The sequence below is a fragment of the Gilliamella sp. B2717 genome, from assembly GCF_026536675.1.
GTDB lineage: Bacteria > Pseudomonadota > Gammaproteobacteria > Enterobacterales > Orbaceae > Gilliamella > Gilliamella apicola_I.
On record NZ_JAFNNQ010000002.1, the window covers coordinates 196,216 to 219,746 of the forward strand.

The 23,531-nt window shown below is 36.3% G+C and carries 19 protein-coding genes; 8 read left to right on the forward strand and 11 right to left on the reverse strand.

Annotated features, from left to right (window positions below; genetic code table 11):
- The first annotated feature begins 207 nt into the window (after nt 1-207).
- The 4 genes from J3U35_RS00960 to lysS all read left to right on the forward strand — a co-directional run bounded on the left by J3U35_RS00960 (nt 208) and on the right by lysS (nt 4,730).
- Nucleotides 208-936, forward strand: a complete 729-nt coding sequence (locus tag J3U35_RS00960) for a type 1 glutamine amidotransferase (protein ID WP_267358956.1) — start codon at nt 208-210, stop codon at nt 934-936.
- Nucleotides 937-1,291: 355 nt separating this feature from the next.
- Nucleotides 1,292-1,918, forward strand: coding sequence for a Fe-Mn family superoxide dismutase (locus J3U35_RS00965; protein WP_267358957.1), 627 nt, complete (start codon nt 1,292-1,294; stop codon nt 1,916-1,918).
- A 168-nt stretch (nt 1,919-2,086) separates the two neighbouring features.
- Nucleotides 2,087-3,185, forward strand: a protein-coding gene (prfB, locus tag J3U35_RS00970) for a peptide chain release factor 2 (protein WP_324123825.1) whose coding sequence is annotated in 2 segments (ribosomal slippage) — nt 2,087-2,161 and nt 2,163-3,185 — 1,098 coding nt in all. Because the reading frame shifts where the segments join, the coding sequence is not laid out codon by codon here.
- A gap of 30 nt (nt 3,186-3,215) precedes the next feature.
- Nucleotides 3,216-4,730, forward strand: a complete 1,515-nt coding sequence (lysS, locus tag J3U35_RS00975; RefSeq protein ID WP_267358958.1) for a lysine--tRNA ligase — start codon at nt 3,216-3,218, stop codon at nt 4,728-4,730.
- Between the two features lie 616 nt (nt 4,731-5,346).
- Here the strand turns inward: lysS and J3U35_RS00980 are convergent.
- On the reverse strand, nt 5,347-6,615 hold the full coding sequence (locus J3U35_RS00980; protein WP_267358959.1) for a uracil-xanthine permease family protein: 1,269 nt from the start codon (nt 6,613-6,615) through the stop codon (nt 5,347-5,349).
- 86 nt (nt 6,616-6,701) lie between these two features.
- Nucleotides 6,702-7,328, reverse strand: a complete 627-nt coding sequence (upp, locus tag J3U35_RS00985; RefSeq protein WP_065558519.1) for a uracil phosphoribosyltransferase — start codon at nt 7,326-7,328, stop codon at nt 6,702-6,704.
- 260 nt (nt 7,329-7,588) lie between these two features.
- Here upp and J3U35_RS00990 point away from each other — a divergent pair, with 260 nt between their 5' ends.
- Complete coding sequence (locus J3U35_RS00990; RefSeq protein WP_267350239.1) at nt 7,589-7,948, forward strand: DUF805 domain-containing protein; 360 nt, start codon at nt 7,589-7,591, stop codon at nt 7,946-7,948.
- A 130-nt stretch (nt 7,949-8,078) separates the two neighbouring features.
- On the opposite strand, the gene ung is transcribed toward J3U35_RS00990, so the two are convergent.
- Nucleotides 8,079-8,756, reverse strand: a complete 678-nt coding sequence (gene ung / locus J3U35_RS00995) for a uracil-DNA glycosylase (RefSeq protein ID WP_267350237.1) — start codon at nt 8,754-8,756, stop codon at nt 8,079-8,081.
- A gap of 203 nt (nt 8,757-8,959) precedes the next feature.
- Here ung and grcA point away from each other — a divergent pair, with 203 nt between their 5' ends.
- On the forward strand, nt 8,960-9,343 hold the full coding sequence (grcA, locus tag J3U35_RS01000) for an autonomous glycyl radical cofactor GrcA (RefSeq protein ID WP_220216278.1): 384 nt from the start codon (nt 8,960-8,962) through the stop codon (nt 9,341-9,343).
- 520 nt (nt 9,344-9,863) lie between these two features.
- On the opposite strand, the gene dnaJ is transcribed toward grcA, so the two are convergent.
- Entirely contained in the window at nt 9,864-11,000 is a 1,137-nt protein-coding gene (dnaJ, locus tag J3U35_RS01005) for a molecular chaperone DnaJ (protein ID WP_220216276.1), read from the reverse strand.
- A gap of 123 nt (nt 11,001-11,123) precedes the next feature.
- Nucleotides 11,124-13,043 (reverse strand): molecular chaperone DnaK, encoded by a 1,920-nt coding sequence (gene dnaK / locus J3U35_RS01010; RefSeq protein WP_267358961.1) that lies wholly within the window; start codon nt 13,041-13,043, stop codon nt 11,124-11,126.
- Nucleotides 13,044-13,276: 233 nt separating this feature from the next.
- Here dnaK and satP point away from each other — a divergent pair, with 233 nt between their 5' ends.
- Entirely contained in the window at nt 13,277-13,855 is a 579-nt protein-coding gene (gene satP, locus J3U35_RS01015) for an acetate uptake transporter (protein ID WP_065558513.1), read from the forward strand.
- 91 nt (nt 13,856-13,946) lie between these two features.
- On the opposite strand, the gene asnB is transcribed toward satP, so the two are convergent.
- From asnB to polA, 6 genes are all read right to left on the reverse strand, one after another.
- The gene (gene asnB, locus J3U35_RS01020) at nt 13,947-15,620 is read right to left on the reverse strand and encodes an asparagine synthase B (protein WP_220216275.1); all 1,674 of its coding nucleotides are present in this window, start codon (nt 15,618-15,620) and stop codon (nt 13,947-13,949) included.
- Between the two features lie 232 nt (nt 15,621-15,852).
- Nucleotides 15,853-16,197, reverse strand: a complete 345-nt coding sequence (locus tag J3U35_RS01025) for a YdbL family protein (RefSeq protein ID WP_267358962.1) — start codon at nt 16,195-16,197, stop codon at nt 15,853-15,855.
- Nucleotides 16,198-16,309: 112 nt separating this feature from the next.
- On the reverse strand, nt 16,310-16,495 hold the full coding sequence (locus J3U35_RS01030; RefSeq protein WP_065558684.1) for a YnbE family lipoprotein: 186 nt from the start codon (nt 16,493-16,495) through the stop codon (nt 16,310-16,312).
- A 14-nt stretch (nt 16,496-16,509) separates the two neighbouring features.
- Nucleotides 16,510-18,120 (reverse strand): intermembrane phospholipid transport protein YdbH family protein, encoded by a 1,611-nt coding sequence (locus tag J3U35_RS01035; RefSeq protein WP_267358964.1) that lies wholly within the window; start codon nt 18,118-18,120, stop codon nt 16,510-16,512.
- 59 nt (nt 18,121-18,179) lie between these two features.
- Complete coding sequence (gltX, locus tag J3U35_RS01040) at nt 18,180-19,610, reverse strand: glutamate--tRNA ligase (protein WP_065558509.1); 1,431 nt, start codon at nt 19,608-19,610, stop codon at nt 18,180-18,182.
- Between the two features lie 269 nt (nt 19,611-19,879).
- On the reverse strand, nt 19,880-22,654 hold the full coding sequence (polA, locus tag J3U35_RS01045) for a DNA polymerase I (RefSeq protein WP_267358966.1): 2,775 nt from the start codon (nt 22,652-22,654) through the stop codon (nt 19,880-19,882).
- Nucleotides 22,655-22,857: 203 nt separating this feature from the next.
- Between polA and folE the strand changes: the two genes are divergently transcribed.
- Nucleotides 22,858-23,517: a GTP cyclohydrolase I FolE gene (gene folE / locus J3U35_RS01050; protein ID WP_220216270.1), complete on the forward strand. Its 660-nt coding sequence runs from the start codon at nt 22,858-22,860 to the stop codon at nt 23,515-23,517.
- Nucleotides 23,518-23,531 lie beyond the last annotated feature (14 nt).

Here is a 23,531-nt window from a genome sequence, read left to right on the forward strand (position 1 = left end):
ACCGAATTATTAAAACCTGCTTATAGCAGGTTTTTTTTATTTCCGACAAATTACACTCCTTTTCAAATTTTAATATTGTGTTTAAAGTAAAATGGTTAATAATATTTTAAAAAAATTGTGACCCATAATACTTTTGATAACACTTTAAATGTTTAAAATTTATCTATAATGTTATTGTTAAATTAATAAGAAAGGAAATTTTTATCCATGCATATCCATTTTATTCTTCATGAAGAGTTTGAAGCACCAGGTGCTTATGAACAATGGGCTAAGTTACATCTTCATACGGTTACCTATTCAAGAGTTTATCTGGGCGAGCCACTTCCTGAAAGGATAGATAACATTGATTTTCTTATTATTATGGGCGGCCCACAATCCCCTGCTACAACGAAACAAGAGTGTGCCCATTTTGATTCATTAGCAGAACAAACCTTCATTTTATCAGCAATTAAAGCGAATAAAATCGTGATTGGCGTTTGTCTTGGTTCCCAATTAATTGGCGAAGCGCTAGGTGCTCATTTCGAGCATAGTCCTGAAAAAGAGATCGGTAAATTCCCCATTACCTTAACGGAAGCAGGCAAAAAAAATCCGCTTTTTTCTCATTTCGGCGATACGCTAGCAGTAGGTCACTGGCACAATGATATGCCAGGTTTAACGCAAAATGCGCAAATTATTGCTCATAGTGAAGGCTGTCCTCGGCAAATTATTGCTTATAGCAAATTGGTTTATGGTTTCCAATGTCATATGGAGTTAACCCATGAGGTAGTTGAAAAGTTGATTGCCCATTCGCAAAATGACCTTAGTCAAGCGGCTAAATATCGTTTTGTTGATACAGAGGAAAAATTACGCCTACATGATTATAGTAAAATGAATTATAAACTCTTTGTTTTTTTGGATAAGCTAAGTCAATACTATCTGTCTGCTTCTACAAATTAAATTCTATTATCGTTCATGGTTGGTTGTTCGAAATTATGCAAAATATTAAAAGTAGACAACCCCGAAAAACGAAGTAAATTGAGGTTAAAATTAGATAAAGAGTATTTAATCTTAAAACGTAAAATTAACTGATGGAAAATCGTAAGTTTTTTAGAAGGTCTTTCTTTGCATAATGGTAAGATTGGGAAAGATATTGGTGGAGGGCTTTGTCAATTAGGCAATTTGATTTATTGATTATCCAATCATTAAATAGTTCTGAACTATTCAAACAATAGATTGTGAGATAAGCAATTTGACCGTATACTCTGTAAAATATAGCAATAACGAATATCTAATTTTTGAAAGGAGTATCTTCATGGCTTACACTCTTGCACCTCTACCTTATGCTTATGACGCATTAGAACCGTATATTGACTCGGAAACGATGCATCTTCATCATGACAAACATCATCAAACTTATGTCAATAATGCAAATGCGCTCTTAGAGACTTTACCGGCAGAACTTAAAGAATTATGTCCTGAAACTTTACTTAAAAATTTAGATAAAGTGCCAGCTGATAAACTAACAGGTATCAAAAACAATGTGGGTGGTCACGTTAATCACACCCTATTTTGGGAATTACTTAAAGTTGGTACCGAGCTTAAAGGTGAACTTAAAGCAGCTATTGAAAAAGATTTCGGTTCTGTAGACGCATTCAAAGAAAAATTTTCAAACGCAGCAGCCACTCGTTTTGGTTCTGGTTGGGCTTGGTTAGTGTTACAAAATGGTAAACTTGAAGTAGTTTCAACCGCAAACCAAGATTCTCCTGTCATGGGCGAAAAATTCTCAGGTGTTTTAGGTACGCCTATTTTAACATTAGATGTCTGGGAACACGCATATTACTTAAAATACCAAAATCGTCGTGTTGATTATATTGGTGCATTTTGGAATGTAATTAACTGGGATAAAGTTGCTGAGTTATACGCTCAAGCAAAAAAATAACTGTTTTTAGTATAGTTACTCAATTATCAATGACGCTTAATGCGTCATTTTTATTTATTGGTATTAATTTCCAATCATCGTATCTGCAAATTGGCAATTGCTAAATTATACTTAAATCCGCTACAATGGGCGATTAATTGAAAATCGCAAAACCGAACTAAATAATACATGTTTGAAATTAATCCGATAAAATCCAAAATAGCCGAACTTACCGAGCGCACTGATGTAATTCGGGGGTATCTTTGACTATGATTTAAAAAAAGAGCGACTTGAAGAAGTTAATGCCGAATTAGAACAATCTGAAGTCTGGGCAGATCCCGAAAAAGCACAAGCGTTAGGCAAAGAGCGGGTAACGCTTGATGAAATCATCAATACAATAGATTCTTTAACTCAAGGCCTTGACGATGCTGAAGGTCTGCTTGAACTTGCCATTGAAGCCGACGATCAAGATACGTTTGATGAAGCAAATCTAGAGCTTGAACAGTTAGAAAAAAAACTGGCTGGGCTAGAGTTTCGTCGAATGTTTTCAGGCGATTACGATAGCGCAGATTGTTATTTAGATATTCAGTCAGGTTCTGGAGGTACTGAAGCACAAGATTGGGCTGAAATGTTACTGCGAATGTATTTACGCTGGGCAGAATCTAAAGGCTTTACAACAGAAGTCATGGAAGTATCTGATGGTGATGTTGCAGGAATTAAATCGGCGACCATTAAAGTATCAGGCGACTATGCTTACGGTTGGTTACGTACCGAAACAGGCGTCCACCGTTTAGTACGAAAAAGTCCTTTTGATTCGGGTAATCGCCGTCATACATCATTTGCTTCTGTTTTTGTCTATCCAGAAATTGATGATAATATTGATATCGATATCAATCCTGCCGATCTTCGTATTGATGTCTATCGGGCATCAGGTGCTGGTGGACAGCATGTCAATAAAACCGAATCTGCTGTTCGAATTACGCATATACCAACGGGAATTGTTACCCAGTGTCAAAATAATCGTTCTCAGCATAGTAATAAAGATCAAGCAATGAAACAGTTAAAAGCGAAACTGTATGAGCTTGAAATGCAGAAGAAAAATGCTGAAAAGCAACAGATGGAAGAGAACAAATCGGATATCGGTTGGGGTAGTCAAATCCGTTCTTATGTGCTTGATGATTCAAGAATCAAAGATTTGCGTACCGGCGTTGAAACACGCAACACTCAGGCCGTTTTAGACGGTGATTTAGATCAATTTATTGAAGAAAGCTTAAAAGCAGGTTTATAAACTGCTTGGTGATAAATAAAAGGTAAAATTATGTCAACACAGCAAGAGCAACAAAACCATATTGAAGAGTTAAATAACGAGTTAACTATACGTCGTGAAAAACTAGCAAATATTCGCGAGCAAGGCATTGCTTTCCCAAATGACTTTCGTCGTGATGCTATTTCAAGTGATCTTCATAAATTGTATGACGATAAAACCAACGAAGAATTAATTGAGAATAAAATTACTGTCACTGTTGCCGGTCGAATGATGATGCGCCGTATAATGGGTAAAGCTTCTTTTGTCTCTTTACAAGACGTTGCTGGGCAAATTCAACTTTATGTAACGCGTGGTGATCTTCCCGAAAATTACTACAACGAGCAATTTAAAAAATGGGATTTAGGGGATATTGTCGGTGCTAAAGGTTATTTATTTAAAACTAAAACTGGCGAACTTTCTATTCACTGTGAAGAAATTCGCTTATTAACTAAAGCACTTCGTCCATTACCGGATAAATTCCATGGTCTTGCAGATCAAGAAATGCGTTATCGTCAACGCTACTTGGATCTCATCACAAATGAAGAGTCGAGAAATACGTTTATCGCTCGTTCAAAAGTGGTAACTGAAATTCGCAATTTCATGCTTGAAAATCACTTTATGGAAGTTGAAACACCGATGATGCAAGTTATTCCTGGTGGGGCGTCAGCGAAACCTTTTATTACGCATCATAATGCCCTTGATTTAGATATGTACTTACGTATCGCACCAGAACTTTACTTAAAACGTCTGGTTGTCGGTGGTTTTGAGCGTGTCTTTGAAATTAATCGTAACTTCCGTAATGAAGGGGTATCGCCAAGACATAATCCAGAATTTACCATGATGGAAATGTATATGGCATATGCTGATTATAAAGATTTGATTGTGCTAACTGAAGCATTATTCCGCCGTCTGGCAATCGCTGTAACGGGTAATACCGTTGTTCAATATGGTGAACATACCTTCGATTTTGGTAAACCATTTATTAAAATGACAATGCGTGAAGCTATTTGTCATTATCGTCCAGAAACCAATAATGCTGATTTGGATGATTTTGATAAAGCATGTGCTATTGCTAATGCAGTAGGTATCAAAATTGAAAAAGGTTGGGGACTTGGTCGAGTTGTGACTGAAATTTTTGAAGAGGTTGCTGAAGCTAATCTGATTCAACCGACATTTATTACCGAATATCCTGCTGAAGTATCACCACTGGCTCGTCGAAATGATGAAAATCCATTTGTTACAGACCGATTCGAGTTCTTTATTGGTGGGCGTGAAATTGGCAATGGCTTCTCAGAACTTAACGATGCGGAAGACCAAGCTCAACGTTTTGCTGATCAAGTGTCACAAAAAGATGCCGGTGATGATGAAGCAATGTTCTATGATGAAGATTATATTACGGCTTTAGAACATGGCTTACCGCCAACAGCAGGATTAGGTATTGGTATTGACCGAACGGTGATGCTATTTACGAATAGTCATACTATTCGTGATGTCATTTTATTCCCAACCATGCGTCCAATAAAATAAGATACTCTACTATTAAAAACTCACTTATCTCAATAAATAAGTGAGTTTTTTATTCCAATGCAAATATCTCTTATATATCTAAATAATATTTTTTAATTTAACTTACCACCACTCCCAAAATAGATACAATATTATATTTATCAATTGATTATTAAATAAGTAAGCCATTACTGACTTTTCTAGACAAACTGAATAATGTTTTTCATGCAACTAAAAATGTGAGTTCATCTTAATCAAGCGTATTTCAACAATTCAATATTTTTTAAATTGAATCAGTATAAATAAAATACAGAAAAATAATGATACTTTCTTAAAATCTACAAAATTAAATAAGTTATCACTTACCAACCACAGAAATGGGACTCAACATAGTCATTCATCGTGATAAAATCAGGACTAAAAATTAAACTTTATTTAATGTAAAATTAGGATAAGTTTCTTATCGATTAAGAAAAACGACGAATAACATGTCATTAACCAGAGACTAAAAAAAGTGAGTGTCTACTCACTTTTCATTGATAAATGAATGATATATTTTATGAAAATACCACACCCTTTCTTTAGCTTTAGTTACCACGGTTAACGATTAATTCGTTAACCGTGATATCTATTAATCTTAATCAGTTTTTACTGTTTTGCTCGGATAAGGTAAGATTAAATTTAATAAAATAGCTAAAATGCCACATAAACTTATCCCTTGCAATGCGTAAGAACCAAAATCAAAAATCATCCCACCAATACCAAACACCAACACTAATGAAACAATACACATATTGCGCGAAACAGAAAGATCAACTTTATGTTTGATTAATATATTAATGCCAACGGATGCAATCGAACCAAATAAAAGCACCATAATTCCGCCCATGACAACAGTTGGGATAGTACTCAAAAATGCGCCGATTTTACCAATAAATGACATTAAAATCGCCCAAATTGCTGCCCATGTCATTACACGAGTTTTGAAGTTTCGTGTTAAGGTGACGGCCCCAATCACTTCTGCATAGGTGATACAAGGCGGGCCACCAAAAAAGCCTGCGGTTGAAGTTGCTAATCCATCCCCCAAAAGTGTGCGTTGTAATCCCGGTTCACGAGTATAATCTTTGCCAGTAACAGAACTAATCGCCATAATATCACCAACGTGCTCAATCGTTGGTGCAATAACAATAGGTATCATATATAAAATAGCTTGCCAATGAAATTCAGGAAAAGTGAAATCCGGTATCTTAAACCATGGTGCATCAATAACCGGTTGAAAGTTGACAATACCCATTATCCAAGACATCACATAACCAACGACAATACCTGCAATAATTGGAACAAGTTTGAAAAACCCTTTTGCCCAAATTGCCACAATCAGCGTAGTCAATAATGAGGACATTGAAATCATAATTAATTGATAATCCTTAACCTGAAGGCCACTATCTTTACCCATTGCCATACCCACTGCGACAGGCGCAAGAGATAAACCAATGACCATTATAATAGGACCAGTTACCACTGGCGGTAAAATACGATCGATAACATGTTTGCCATTTAGTTTGACTAATAAAGCAAAAAACATAAACACAAATCCTGCTGCAACCAATCCCCCCAAAGTTGCAGGAATCCCCCATTGAGCTACACCAAAAGAGATCGGTGCAATAAAGGCAAATGAGGAAGCTAAAAATACCGGTACTTTGCCTTTCGTGGTGAGTTGAAACAATAATGTGCCTATACCCGCTGTAAACAATGCGACATTAGGATTTAAACCCGTTAATAGTGGCACTAACACTAACGCACCAAAAGCAACAAAGAGCATTTGTGCACCAGTAAAAATATCTTGCCAAGCAACTTTCTCCTGTGACGCTTTATATTTTTGTTTATCATTTATTTTATTTGACATGTTGATCATCTCCACTTCAACTTAATCTTTTAACCTCATTTTTTATGCATAAAAAAACCGGCTTAGCCGGTTTAAAAAATGAAATTTTATTTAGTGCCGAATATTTTATCTCCAGCATCGCCAAGCCCTGGTAAAATGTAACCTTGTTCATTTAACCGTTCATCAATGGATGCTGTATAGAGTTCAACATCTGGATGGGCTTTTTCTAATGTTTTGATACCTTCAGGTGCAGCCACTAAAACTAATACTTTAATATTTTTACACCCTGCTTGTTTTAATAAATCAATCGTCGCCACCATTGAACCACCCGTTGCTAGCATAGGGTCAACAACCAAAGCCATTCGTTCCGCAATGTCCGACGTTAATTTTTGAAAATAAGGGACAGGCTCAAGGGTCTCTTCATTACGATAAAACCCAACGACGCTAATACGAGCACTAGGCACATGCTCAAGCACACCATCCATCATACCTAAACCGGCACGCAGGATTGGTACTACAGTTATTTTTTTACCTTTGATTTGCTCAATTTGAACAGGTCCACACCAACCTTCAATGGTCACTTTTTCAGTAGGTAAGTCAGCCGTGGCTTCATAAGTTAATAAACTACCAACTTCGCTGGCAAGCGCACGAAAGTCTTTAGTACTAATATCATGTTCGCGCATTAAACCGATTTTATGACGTACAAGAGGGTGTTTAACTTCAACTATTTTCATGGGGGGCCTCAGTGTTATTTTGCTGAAAGATTTTGGTCACTTTAAATAACCACTGAGGGGTGATTTTAACATAGATAGAAGCGAGAGAAAACTCAAATTAAATTGCTAAGTTTTATAAAACTAAAAAAGATAATAATATGTAAAAAGTATAAAATTGATGAAAAATTTGTTTTATGTAATTTTTTTGATTAGAATAACCAGCCGCCTTAATAAGGTGGTTTTTAATTGTTAATTATTAAATTTTATAGGAAAGAAATAGGATGAATTGGTTTATTAATTGTTTTACAAAAAATTATGTTAATTTTAATGGCCGTGCTCGTCGTCAAGAGTACTGGATGTTTATTTTATTCTTATTAATTATACAAGCTGTGAATCTTAGTGTGATAGGTTTTATTTCTGAAACTTTAAGCGCTATCTTATATCTTATTGTTGCATTTGGGAGCTTATTACCTAATCTTGCTGTAACTGCTCGTCGTTTACACGATACAAATAAATCAGGCTGGCTCATGTTGATCGCTCTTATTCCTCTTGTTGGTGGTATTATTTTAATCGTCTTTTTAGCTACAGATTCAACACCTGGTAGCAACCAATATGGCGAAAATCCTAAAGGGATTCAGTAAGTTTTTTTATTCTCATCAGCTAACCTGATGAGAATATTAACAACACATTATCGTATTGACTATTTTTAGTTTAACTTCACTTCTAAATCGCTTTAAAAAAACCCAATAATTTATATAATTATGTCTAATTTCAAGGTAATTTAGGTTGCCAGTCAATAGCTGCTTTACCTTGTTGCACAATAAGATCATTAGCTTTGGAAAAATGTTTACAACCTAAAAATCCACGATGGGCTGATAAAGGTGAAGGATGCACAGAAGTTAATACATGATGCTTTTGCCGATTAATAAATTGCCCTTTTTTTTGCGCAGGTGATCCCCATAATAAAAACACCACTCCCTCAAGATGTTTGTCTATAGCCGCTATAACATTATCGGTAAAAGTCTCCCAACCTATTTTGGCATGTGAATGAGCTTGACCAGCTTCCACCGTTAATACTGTATTAAGCAAAAGTACCCCTTGAGTCGCCCAAGATGCTAAATAACCATGAGAAGGGATCTGAAAACTAGGAATATCGGTAGATAACTCTTTATAAATATTTAATAATGAAGGAGGAGGTTTAACTCCCGGTAACACGGAAAAGGAAAGTCCATGTGCTTGATTCGGTCCATGATAAGGATCTTGACCTAAAATGACAACTTTGATGTCATTAAAAGCAGTAAAACGAAATGCATTAAATACATCGTGTTGAGGAGGATAAATGATTTTACCGCTATTACGCTCAGCGGTAACAAATTGCATGATTTTTTGAAAATAAGGTTTGTCTTTTTCAGTACCAATAACATCATGCCATGTTAATTGTGTTGTCATAGTTTGTCCACGCCGTAAAAATTACTGAATATATCTTGCTGAGAAATTCTCATTTTTACTCATCATAACCTATAGTGCTCTAAAAGTTAAATAAAAGGTACAGCTTATCGTATTAATAGCTTTTTTTGACTTTAATCAAATTATATAAGTGTTATATTAACCCTAATATTTTAGGGGCAATAACGCTCATAGGAGGTTTTAAAATGATTACAGGTATCCAAATTACTAAAGCTGACAACTCAGCACTTCTTAATTCTTTTTGGTTATTAGATGACTCAACTAATGAAGCGCGTTGTGTCGCAGCTAAATCAGTATATAAAGAAGATCAAGTTATTCCAACAGCTGAACTTGGTCAGTTTGAATATCGTGAAATTCCTTTAGATATTGCACCAACTATCAAAGTTGAAGGTGGACAACATTTAAATGTTAACGTACTTCGTCGTGAAACACTTGAAGATGCCGTACAACACCCAGAAAAATATCCACAATTAACTATTCGTGTTTCTGGTTATGCTGTACGTTTTAACTCATTAACAGCAGAACAACAACGCGACGTTATCGCTCGTACATTTACAACTAAAATGTAATTTTTTGATAACACATTATAAAACCCAGTACTTACTGGGTTTATTTTTATCTGTTATTTATCAGCTCAATCAACCCAGCCTCAATCGTGTGATCAAACTGGAACGAAATCACATTAAATATATAGAAAGCATCTTATTTTGTCTTGCGATATACTGAGCAAGATAAATGGCTAATACCTCATCTTTACCAAGCAACAACCTACTTCTAACAACTGTTAACTATATTCTGGCAATGAATTCTGTTTTTATTAGTTTCTAAAGTTGCATTAATTGCAACTTCTATTTAATCAGATCGATCGATATCTCAATAGATTTAATTCTTTTTTGAAGGATACCTATTAATAGCATTTATACAGCTGTACTACTAAATTTGAGAAGATATATCGCTTAAAACAGCGAAAAGTAGATAATAAAGAGTATGTTTAAACATTATGGTAATAGCATCTAATAAAATCAAAGATAAAAGCATAAAAAAACAAGATTAGCAAAACTAATCTCGTTTATAGCTAAATCCGTCTTTTTAACCAAAAAACTTCTTCACTTTATCAAAAAAGCTTTTCTCTTTTGGACTGTGCTTAGAGCTTTTATCGGCTTTAAAACTTTCACCTAACTCTTTAAGCAATTCCTTCTGTTTACTGGTTAAATTAACTGGTGTTTCAACAACCACATGGCAATAAAGATCACCAATTGAACTTCCACGTAACGATTTAACGCCTTTACCTCGTAAGCGGAACACTTTACCTGTTTGTGTTTCAGCAGGGATAGTTAAGCTTACTTTACCATTAAGTGTTGGTACTTCTACTTCTCCACCTAGCGATGCTAAAGCAATATTAATTGGAATTTCACAATGTAAGTTAGTACCATCACGTTCAAAAATAGCATGTGGTTTAATTTGCATTTGAACATATAAATCACCAGCTGGTGCACCATTTAAACCTGCTTCACCTTCTCCAGAAAGTCGAATACGACTACCGGTATCAACTCCGGCAGGAATCGTTACAGAAAGCGTTTTAGTTTTCTGAACTCGTCCTTCACCATGACATTTTTTACATGGATTTTTTACTACTTTACCCCGACCATGACAGGTTGGACACTCTTGCTGCACAGCAAAAAAGCCTTGTCGCATTTGTACAACACCTGCACCATGACAGGTTTCACACGTCATTACATCTGAAGCTTTTTCAGTTCCTTGTCCGTGACAAACATCACAAGTTACCCAAGTCGGTACTTTTATCTCTTTGCTGACGCCTGCAGCAGCTTCTTCCAGTGTTAACGAGATATTATATTGCAGATCCGCACCGCGTGAGGAAGTTTGACTACGTCCACGACCACCACCAAAGAAATCACTAAAGATATCATCAAATGCAGAACCTCCGCCAAAACCACCGAAGCCACCAAAACCACCGCCGCCTGCGCCGCCATGCCCTTGTTCAAAGGCTGCATGACCATATTGATCATAAGCCGCTTTCTTCTGCGAATCGGTTAATACTTCATAAGCTTCCTTAACTTCTTTGAATTTCGCTTCTGCTTCAGCTTTATTATCCTGATTTTTGTCAGGATGATATTTCATGGCTAGGCGTTTATAGGCTTTTTTTATCTCAGCTTCACTGGCACTTTTACTCACGCCTAATGTTTCATAATAATCTTTCTTCGCCATAATTAACCTTTATTTTTTATTGCATAAACAACTAAACGGGCTTGAGTTACCTCGCGCCCGTTTAATGTGTTACATGTCTAAAACTCGTTGAAATAACTCATTAAAAAACATTTTAGTTAACGATTATTTTTTATCATCATCAACTTCTTTGAAGTCAGCATCAACAACATCATCTTGTGCCGAAGCGCTACCATTATTTGCTTGACCTGCAGATTGATCTGCTTGAGCTTGTTGTTGAGCTAATTCAAGTAATTTTTTTGATGCTTCCATTAACACATTGATTTTAGCTTCAATTTCAGCTTTATCTTCACCACGAGCAGCATTTTCTAATGCAGTTACCGCATCTTCAATCGCTTTTTTATCATCAGCAGATAATTGATCGCCTGCATCAGTCACTTGTTTACGAGTTGAGTGAACAAGGTGATCTGCTTGGTTACGTACTTGTGCTAACTCTTCAAACTTACGGTCAGCTTCAGCATTCGCTTCCGCATCATTGACCATTTTTTGGATTTCTTCTTCACTTAAACCTGAAGAAGCTTTAATGGTAATGTTTTGTTCACGACCAGTATTTTTATCTTTTGCTGATACATGTAAGATACCATCGGCATCAATATCAAAGGTCACTTCAATTTGTGGCATACCACGTGGTGCAGCTTGAATACCATCAAGGTTAAATTGACCTAGTGATTTATTATCACCAGCACGTTTACGCTCACCTTGTAATACATGAATCGTTACCGCAGATTGGTTGTCTTCAGCCGTTGAGAACACTTGACTATGTTTAGTTGGAATAGTCGTATTTTTCTCAATTAAGGTAGTCATTACACCACCCATCGTTTCGATACCTAAAGACAATGGTGTAACGTCAAGTAATAATACATCTTTAACATCACCACCTAATACACCACCTTGTACCGCAGCACCTACTGCTACTGCTTCGTCAGGGTTAACGTCTTTACGTGGTTCTTTACCAAAGAAGTCTGCAACCGCTTTTTGAACCATTGGCATACGGGTTTGACCACCAACTAAAATTACATCTTTAATATCAGAAACAGTAAGACCTGCATCTTTTAATGCTGTTTTCACTGGTTCCATTGAGCGTTTAACTAAATCTTCGACTAAAGATTCAAGTTTAGCGCGTGTCACTTTGATATTTAAATGTTTAGGGCCTGATGCATCAGCTGTGATATAAGGTAAGTTGATATCCGTTTGTTGCGCTGATGACAATTCGATTTTTGCTTTCTCTGCAGCTTCTTTTAAACGTTGCATTGCAAGTGGATCATTTTTAAGATCGAAACCTTGTTCACGTTTAAACTCATCAACTAAATAGTTAATTAAACGAGAGTCAAAATCTTCACCACCTAAGTGAGTATCACCATTAGTTGCTAATACTTCGAATGTTTTTTCGCCATCGACATCATCAATTTCGATAATTGAAATATCAAATGTACCACCACCAAGGTCATAGACTGCAATTGTGCGGTTACCCACATCTTTATCTAAACCATAAGCAAGTGCAGCAGCTGTTGGTTCGTTAATAATACGTTTAACATCTAGACCAGCAATACGACCCGCATCTTTAGTTGCTTGACGTTGAGCATCATTAAAATAAGCTGGAACGGTAATAACCGCTTCTGTTACTGGCTCACCAAGATAATCTTCTGCAGTTTTCTTCATTTTCTTTAGTACTTCAGCAGAAATTTGTGGTGGCGCAATTTTTTGACCTTTTACATCTACCCACGCATCGCCGTTATCAGCTTTAACAATTTTATATGGCATAATACCCACATCACGTTGTACTTCAGCATCTTCATAACGACGACCAATTAAACGTTTAATTGCAAATAATGTATTTTGTGGATTTGTTACTGCCTGACGTTTTGCTGGTTGACCGACTAAAATTTCACCATCTTGTGTGTAAGCAATAATCGACGGGGTTGTACGGTCACCTTCAGCATTTTCTAAAACTTTAGCTTGACCATTATCCATTACTGCAACACATGAATTTGTTGTACCTAAATCGATACCAATAATTTTACCCATAATCTTTTCTCCTCAAAACCTGTATTTTATTTCTTATATATAAGACTGAAATTGTGATTTTCAAGTCTTTAATTTAGTCAAAGAAATGTTAGTGTTTCCACATAGATGGGAACATTATTATTAATATCAAGGGGGGGAATGAAAAATTATTTTTGCATAAATCTTGATTATAAAGTTTTCTACACTTATTATTGCCGCTCTTTTTTTATTAAGACACATTTTATAGGATCCTTATGGAACAAACTAAACTTGCAAATCCAGGTCCACTAGGACTAATGGGATTTGGTATGACAACCATTTTATTGAATATTCATAATGCGGGATTTTTCCCTGTGATGACAGCAATCGTATCTATGGGTATTTTTTATGGTGGACTAGCACAAGTGATCGCTGGAATTTTAGAATTTCGCAAAGGTAACACTTTTGGGACAACAGCGTTTACTTCATATGGTTTCTTTTGGATTGCGCTTGTTGGCATTTGGTATTTACCAACCTCACCAGCAACAGCACCAACCGATGCAACCTTTGTTGGTATCTTCCTCGCATTATGGGGGATTTTCACCGCATTCATGTTTATCGGTACGTTAAAAGGTAATCGAGTATTACAATTTGTTTTTGCTAGTTTAACTGTCCTGTTTGCTTTATTAGCAATTGGTAATATTTCTGGTAATCACAGCATCATTCATATCGCAGGCTTTGAAGGGATTATTTGTGGTGCAAGTGCGATTTATTTAGCAATGGCTGAAGTACTTAACGAACAATACGGACGCACTATTTTACCAATTGGTGCACCTAAAGGCGCTGCTCACTAATTGTCGCTGTTATTAAAACAAGTGATGAGAGCAATAAAAAACGGGGTAATTTCCCCGTTTTTTTATATCAATGAATAACAACATTTAACGCTTATTTTTTATAAGCATCATTATGTACACCTACTGCCGCACGGCCTGATGGATCATTAAGATTTTTGAATGACTCATCCCATTCAATCGCTTTTGCCGTAGAACAAGCAACAGTTGGACCACCCGGCACACAATGTGCTGCACTTTCAACCGGGAATAGCTCGTCAAAAATTTCTCGGTACATGTAAGCTTCTTTCGACGTTGGCGTATTATAAGGGAAACGGAATTTTGCATTTTCCAATTGTTGATCCGTGATTTTGCTTTCTGCGATCTCTTTTAAAGTATCGATCCAACTATAACCAACACCATCAGAGAATTGCTCTTTTTGACGCCAAACCACAGACGCAGGTAAATAAGATTCAAATGCTTCACGAACAATGTGTTTTTCCATTTTTCCGTTACTACCACACATTTTATCTTTCGGATTAAGGCGCATTGCCACATCTAAGAATTTCTTATCAAGGAATGGAACACGAGCTTCAACGCCCCATGCCGCCATCGCTTTATTAGCACGTGCACAATCATACATGTGTAACGCGGCTAATTTTCGCACCGTTTCTTCATGGAACTCTTTAGCATTTGGCGCTTTATGGAAATAGAGGTAACCACCAAATACTTCGTCAGCACCTTCACCAGATAACACCATTTTAATACCCATTGCTTTAATTTTTCTTGCCATTAAATACATTGGCGTAGAAGCACGGATAGTTGTGACATCATAAGTTTCAATAAAATAAATGACATCACGAATGGCATCAATACCTTCTTGAATAGTAAAGTTAATTTCGTGGTGAACTGTACCAAGATGATCGGCAACCGCTTGTGCTGCTTTAAGATCTGGCGCACCTTTTAAACCCACTGCAAATGAATGCAATTGTGGCCACCAAGCTTCAGATTTTTCATGATCTTCAACACGACGCGCTGAGAATTTTTTAGTGATTGCCGAAATAACGGAAGAATCAAGCCCACCAGATAATAAAACGCCATAAGGCACATCTGACATAAGATGGCTTTTAACAGACTCTTCCAATGCTATACGAAGCGCATTAATGTCTGTTTTATTATCTTTGACATTTTCGTAATCCATCCAATCACGTTTATAGTAGGTTTTAATTTCACCTTCAGTGCTCGATAAATAGCATCCAGGAGGAAAAGCTTCAATCGTTTTACAAACGGGTACTAACGCTTTCATCTCAGAGGCGACATAGAATGTACCATTTTCGTCGTGACCCATATACATTGGGATAATACCAATGTGATCACGACCAATAAAGTAAGTACCTTTATTAATATCATAAAGAATAAAGGCAAACATACCTTGTAGTTCATCAAGACAATCAATTCCTTTTTCTTGATAGAGCGCTAAGATAACTTCACAGTCAGAACCTGTTTGGAATTCATAGCGATCTTTGTACTGATTTCGGAGTTCTTGATGATTATAAATTTCGCCATTCACCGCTAAAACGAGAGTTTTATCTTTATTATAAAGCGGTTGAGATCCTGTATTAACATCTACAATTGATAAACGTTCATGAGCAAGAATTGCTTTATCAGAAGCAAAAATACCAGACCAATCCGGCCCACGATGACGCTGTAGACTTGATAGTTCTAATGCTTTTGTTCGTAGTTGTTCCGGATCTGATTTAATATCAAGAATACCTAAAATCGAACACATTGATTTTCTCCACTTAAAATCGCAAACGCGATACTATTTGTACGTAAAAATAACTATATGAAAATTTGAAAAAATTTTTTTATTTTAAATTACTTTGCCCTTTATTCTTACCCAGCTTAAAGCGCAAATAATAAAGGTAGACAGCATACACACTATTTATAAACAATTAAAGTCCCAAGTCGTGATACTTTTCCTATCGTTGCAAAAAGAACTTAACGACTTTATAACATCATCACTTTCTTTTCCATTGACCTTGTTGTTTTATAAATTGTCCAGCAGGTGTTTTTTCCTGAGCTTTTGTTCCCGCTCTCACTTCAACTTCGTTCAAAGGAACGTTACTTTCAGCAGAAACTTTTTGATATTCTTGTTTACGCGCTTGATTAATGAGTTGCGCTATTTCACTTGCATTGCTTTCGTTTTTAACTACACCTAAATAACCATCCTCTTGTTCGCCCACTAAACCACTCGCTTTTGCTTGACTTAATGCGTTAATCGCTTGATCTAAATTTAATGCAAACACGGGTAAAGATAAAGTTGCTGTTAATAATGCAATCGTTAACTTTTTATAAATAGTCATAATAACCCCTTTAATAAATACTTTATATTTCATTAACGCCAAAGTGATTTACACTTTTAATTCACTTTTGACAACGCCAACCAAAATATAATCGTGAATCTTCAATAAATAATTAATATAAACCAGATTTATTAATTACATTGTCTAACGCTTTATCAACCTTTATGTTGATTTCATGGTCTATTTTAACATTTAGATTTATGTTTATTGGTTCATTGGGAGCCTGAACTCTAACCGTCGGTGAGCATCCCATTAATACGCTACTCACTACCATGACTGCAATCACATTCCGTATCATAAAAATAGCCTCTTTCATTTATCATGATTTTTTTTCAATCGTGCTTCAATTCGTTTACGAATCGGTTCACTAATTTGGTCTGATAAGAGTAAACTGGTCATTAATTTAGCGATATTTTCTTCAAGCGTGATATTTAAATTCACCGCTTTACCATTTTGCACATCTAAATTATTTCCTTGAATAGTCAGACCTAACTTAGCAATATCATTAGCGTAATCAACTTTACTCGATAGCTTAGTATAATGAAAATTTTTAAGAATATCAGTGAGTATTTTCATATTTGGATTATTTTTTACATAATCTTTTAGCGCTGAATTTTCAAACTGTAATTCACCCTGATTAGTTGAAACTAGTTGACCATTTTTAATTACCAACTTATATGATAGCTCATTGTTGTTTTTAACTTCGCTTAATGTAATTGGTAAGATGCCATCTATCGCCCCATTACCGGCAAGCCCTTCAACCGGATATTTGGCTAACACATCTTTTAACTGTATTTGTTTTAGTCTGACATTAATTTGTTGAGGCAATCTGGTTAAATTCAATTTTCCTTTATCAACAAACAGCTGACCAGAAAATAGCCTCGCTTGTAATTTTTTCCACGTAATGATGCCTCTTGTCGGAGCAGTTAAAGTTGATGAATAAGCGCCAGCAACATTAACTTTTTCAAAACCGATGCCAAGATTGATTTCTTGGATATGTAAATCAGATGTGGAAAGCGTAAAATTATTGTTGTTAACCGAAAGATAAATATTACCTGTTGCCGATTTAATCTCACTATTTTTATAAAGACCATTAAACTCACTAATCGTTAATTGACCTGTCGCTGAGGTTTGATTCAATTGAAATGGAAGCAGTGACTGAACTTGAAAGCGGATATTTCCTCTTAGATCATTAATAATGAAATCTTCCGAAACATTCGCTTTTTTTAAGCTAAATGACGCATCATTCAAATTGGTTAGAGTAAGCTGTTTTTGAGTTATCGATCCTTTAAACGGTAAGGATAAATCGCCATTTTGTATGCCAAATTGAGCTAATGAGGTCGTTAACATGCCATGTTGAATCTCAATACGGGAATCGGCTTCATTAAATTGTAAAACAGTCGATAACTTTGCAGCATATTGGGTATTGGTGGATAACTCAAGCTGTATAGCTTGTGGCTGTTTATTCATATCTAGCTTGATATCAAACAAAGGCACTTTGTTTTGATAAAAACGCAACGAATGAATATGAATAGCTTTAGGTAACCAATACAACATTGATGAAAAAGATGAGGTATCAAATTCAGATCGATCAAGATGATCAGCCTCGCCATCAACTCCATGATCGCTAATATTCTCTACTTTAGCATTAACGGGCTGCCAATAGATATCTACATTTTCTGCTGATAGATTTGACCACGAAACATGCAAATTTTTTGCCGTTAAGGATAATTGTGATTGCTGAGAAACGGTAAAAGTATCAAATGATAGCCCATCCAAACTAATATTAAAGCCATGCCAATCTAAGGTTAACTGATTTTTTTGCTTAAAAGACAACCAATAATGCCATCCAAACAGACCTAGCAATGAAATAATCAGCATAAAAATAAATGAAAACCAATAGCGTTTTTTCAAGCGAGCCATAAATAAACTCTCTACTTAGCAAGGTTTATTGCCGAGTGTTGCTCGGCAATGCAATAATATTACGCTGGTGACTGTTCTCGCTGTGCGATATAAGCTAATGCTTTATCAATTCTAGATAATGTTCGTTTTTTTCCAATGGCAAATACCGTTGCATCCACGGATGGCGATTGCCCAATTCCTGTTACTGCAACACGCAATGGCATCCCCACTTTACCCATTCCAACATCAAGTTCAGTCGCCGTGGCTTCAATAGCATGATGAATTTTATCAATTTGCCAGTCAAAATCAGCAATTGCACCAATTTTAGCTTTGATGAGTTCTAACGGCTCTTTAGCTACGGGGCGCAAATGTTTTTTAGCCGCATCAGCATCAAAATCATCAAAATCTTGATAACAATAACGACATGATTCCGCCATTTCTTTAAGTGTTTTACAACGTTCACCAAACAATTTAATAATTGTGATTAAATCCGGGCCTTGTGTTAAATCATAGCCTTGATGATTCATATGCCAAACTAAATGTTGAGCGACATAATCAGCATCTAAATGATTAATATAATGATGATTTAACCACAATAATTTTTCAGTATTAAACGCACTAGCAGATTTGCTTACTGCATCTAATGTAAAATAACTAATCATTTCAGGCACGGAGAATATCTCTTGATCACCATGTGACCAGCCTAAGCGTACTAAATAATTGAGTAAAGCTTCCGGTAAGTAGCCATCATCACGGTATTGCATAACACTCACCGCACCATGACGTTTAGATAATTTTTGCCCGTCATCTCCTAAAATCATGGATACATGACCATATTCAGGAAGCGGTGCGCCTAATGCTTTGAGAATATTAATCTGACGAGGTGTATTATTGATATGATCTTCACCACGAATCACATGCGTAATTTCCATATCCCAATCATCCACCACAACACAAAAATTGTAAGTTGGTGAACCGTCTGTTCGTCGAATAATTAAATCATCAAGCTCTTTATTGGCAATCTCAATAGGGCCACGGATTAAATCGTTAAATACGACAACACCGTCAATCGGATTGGCAAAACGGACAACATGCGGTTCACTATGGTTATGTTGTTTTTGGACTTCATCACAACGACAATGACCATCATAACGGGCTTTTTCGCCTTTCGCCATCTGCTCTTCACGCAGTTTTTCTAAGCGTTCTTTTGAGCAATAGCAACGATAAGCTGTTCCTTTAGCGAGCATTTCATCAATCACTTGATTATAGCGATCAAAACGTTTAGTTTGGAAATAAGGACCTTCATCCCATGATAATTCTAACCAATTCATTCCCTCCATGATCGCTTCAATGGCTTCTGGCGTTGAACGCTCTAGATCAGTATCTTCAATACGCAAGACAAATGCACCTTGTGCATGACGGGTATAAAGCCAAGAATAGAGCGCAGTACGTGCTCCTCCAACATGTAAATAACCGGTTGGGCTTGGTGCAAAACGGGTTTTAATTTTCATGAAATAATCCTAATAATAATAAAAAAGAGCACGTAAACGAAAAAAGCGTTAACCGCGCTCTTTTATTCAATTCGGTTAACTAACTAACCAGAATAATAACATTTTGATATAAATTCAGTTTCGTTACTTATTCTAACACGCTAAAAGGTTTGAGCAATAGCCTATTCACGCCTTAAAATCGATCACAAATTTTCAAGATGTTTAAGCTTAAGCTTGCATTTAAATCTAAAACCGTAAACATCTTATAATTTACTAATGCTGATGAAAAATTAGTGTGCTTCATCCCAATTATCACCGACGCCAACATCGACTTTTAATGGCACAGATAATTGATAACAATTTTCCATAATGGATTTGATTTGCGCACTGTACTTATCAACCAATTCTTGTTTGACTTCAAACACTAATTCATCGTGTACTTGCATCACCATTCTAATATTGCCAGACGGTTGATTGTTAATCCAATCACTCATTTTTATCATCGCAGTTTTAATAATATCCGCCGCTGTACCTTGCATTGGCGCATTAATTGCTGCTCGTTCGGCTCCTCGTTTTTCTATGCCGTTAGTCGAGGTGATTTTAGGCAGATATAAACGTCGACCAGATAAGGTTTCGACATAACCTTGCTGTGCTGCCAATTGACGCGTCTCTTCCATGTAAGTTTGTACCCCCGGATAACGTTCAAAATAGCGATCGATATAAAATTGCGCCTCTTTTCGAGGAATATTGATTTGTTTTGATAAACCAAAAGCACTCATTCCATAAATCAAACCAAAATTGACCGCTTTAGCGCGTCTACGTTCTTCCGACGTCACATCTGATTCAGGTTTACTTAACACTTCACTCGCCGTCACTCGGTGGATATCTTTGTCATGGGCAAACGCGTTGAGTAAACTTTTATCTTGCGATAGATGTGCCATGATGCGTAATTCAATTTGTGAATAGTCAGCAGAAATAATCTTATACCCTTCTGGTGCAATAAATGCCTGGCGGATTCGACGCCCTTCTTCATTGCGTACCGGAATATTTTGCAAATTTGGATCATTGGAAGATAAACGTCCTGTTACTGTCCCAATTTGATTGTAATTTGTATGAATACGATGATCGATTGGACTAATCATTAAAGGTAATTTATCTGTATAGGTATTTTTAAGCTTGGCCAGTCCTCGATAAAATAGAATCATACGCGGTAATTCGTACTCATTAGCCAATTCACTCAACACATCTTCACTGGTTGACGGATCACCTTTTGGCGTCTTTTTCAATACGGGCAATTGATGCTTATCAAATAAAATTGCTTGAATCTGCTTTGGCGAAGCAGGATTAAATTTTTCACCGGCCAATGATTGAAGTTCGGCTTCCGTCGCCATTAACTGTTTGGCAAGTTCATGGGAATAATCATTTAACTGTTTAGCATCAACCAATACCCCTGTTCTTTCCATTTCAGCCAACACAATGGCTAAAGGCATTTCAATATCAGTAAACAGTTTAGTTAATTTTGAATCTTTTTCTAACTCTGGCCACAGTTTTTCATGTAATTGTAACGTGATATCTGCATCTTCTGCTGCGTATTGTGTCGTTTTTTCAACATCAATAGCATCAATAGTTACTTGTTTTTTATCCTGCTTGGTTAGCTCATTATAAGTGATGGTTTTATGATTCAAATAACGACTAGCCATACTATCCATATCGTGTCTTTCTGTACTATTTAGTACATACGATTCAAGCATGGTATCAAAGGCAATACCTTGTACTTTAATACCATAGTTAGCCAGTACGCTGTAATCAAATTTAGCATTTTGCGCGATTTTTTTAATCTTCGGATTTTCTAGCACTGGCTTTAATTTCGCCAACACGCTATCAAGCGGTAACTGCTCGGGAACACCAAGATATTGATGAGCAAGTGGAATATAAGCAGCTTCATGCGGCGTGATACTGAGCGAAATCCCGACTAATTTAGCATGCACATGATCGACATTATCCGTTTCAGTATCGAAGGCAAATTGTTGACTTTGGGATAATTTGGTTACCCACTGTTCTAATTGTTTATCAGTCAAAATGCATTGATAATCAGTCTGCTTATTTTTGGCAGATGAATGTTCTTGCGCCAATAACGGCATATTCTGGTTCACATTGACCGCTGATGCTTTTTGATTTTTTAAAAAACTGCCCGATATCAACTCTTTTTGCCAACGATGAAAGCCATAATAAGCAAATAATTCGTTTAATGCATTAACATCCATATCGCTCGACATGAGCTGTTCATTAGTAAAATCTAATTGCACATCGGTTTTAATCGTTGCCAGCAAATAAGACAATTCGGCTTCTTTCTGATTATCAATCAATTTTTGTTTTAACGATTTTGCGCCACGGATTGATAATTTTTCAATATCATCTAAACGTTGATAGATATCTTTAACACTGTTAAATTCAGTTAATAAACTTTGGGCCGTCTTTTCACCTACTCCCGGAACCCCTGGGATATTATCAGACGAATCGCCTCTTAATGCTAAATAATCAATAATCTTTTCGGGTGGCACACCAAATTTTTCCATCACGCCTTTCGGATCAAGCACCGTATTATTCATGGTATTAATCAGGGTAATTTTATCACTGACAAGCTGTGCCATATCTTTATCACCGGTACTGATTAAAACGTCCAGATTCTCTTTTTCAGCCTGCCTTGCCAGTGTACCAATCACATCATCCGCTTCCACACCTTCAATACAGAGTAAAGGCAGCCCCATAGCTTTTAAAATAGTGTGAATCGGTTCAATTTGCGGACGAAGATTTTCCGGCATTGCCTCACGTGTGGCTTTATACTCACTATAGATTTCGTTACGGAAAGAGCCGCCTTTAGCATCGAAAACAACAGCAATATGTGTCGGATTGTACTGATTAATCAGACTACGGATCATATTGATGACACCAAAAATAGCCCCTGTTGGCTCACCTTTGGCATTGGTTAACGGCGGACATGCAAAAAAAGCACGATAGAGATAAGAAGATCCATCAATTAGGATAATTGGTGTTTTATTTGGCATTAGTATTACCCAAAGGTTATTCGCTATAATGGTTAACAGTATACCCCAATTAACAACAATATTCTTATTATCTACAACAATAAAATGTAAAAATCTTTCATATTTACACAATGTTTTAATAGAAAGTTTTAACTTAAAAAACTGTATATTGCAAAATGAGTATTATATAATACTGTATCTTTTTTAACCTGAGTATACGATTAATGACACAGTTAAGTCTTGCTGCACAAAAAGTTAAAGATGCACTGGCAGCTAAAAATCTTGAAACCCCTTCTTGTCGTTTAGCAATGGATAATAGTGAGCGCAAGGCAAAAATCGAAGAACATTTTCGTGAGATCATGAAATTAATGGAGTTGGATCTTACTGATGACAGTCTTGCCGAAACACCACATCGTGTCTCTAAAATGTATGTTGATGAGATTTTTTCTGGACTCTATTATGAAAATTTTCCCAAAATCACACTCATTGAAAATAAAATGCAAGTCGACGAGATGATCACCGTTCGTGATATTACCTTAACCAGTGTCTGCGAACACCATTTTGTCACCATTGACGGCAAAGCCACTGTCTCTTATATCCCTAAAGATAAAGTTATTGGCTTATCCAAAATTAATCGAATTGTTGAATTTTTTTCACAGCGACCACAAGTACAAGAAAGATTAACTCAACAAATACTTGTTGCCCTTCAAACCTTACTTGGCACGGTAAATGTGGCGGTCTCAATCGATGCGACTCACTATTGTGTGAAAGCCAGAGGCATTAAAGATTCAAGCAGTATGACAACCACGACCGCGCTGGGTGGTGGATTTAAAACCAATCCAAGTACCAGACAAGAATTTTTAAGAGCATTACATCACTATTAATATAAGGATATTCA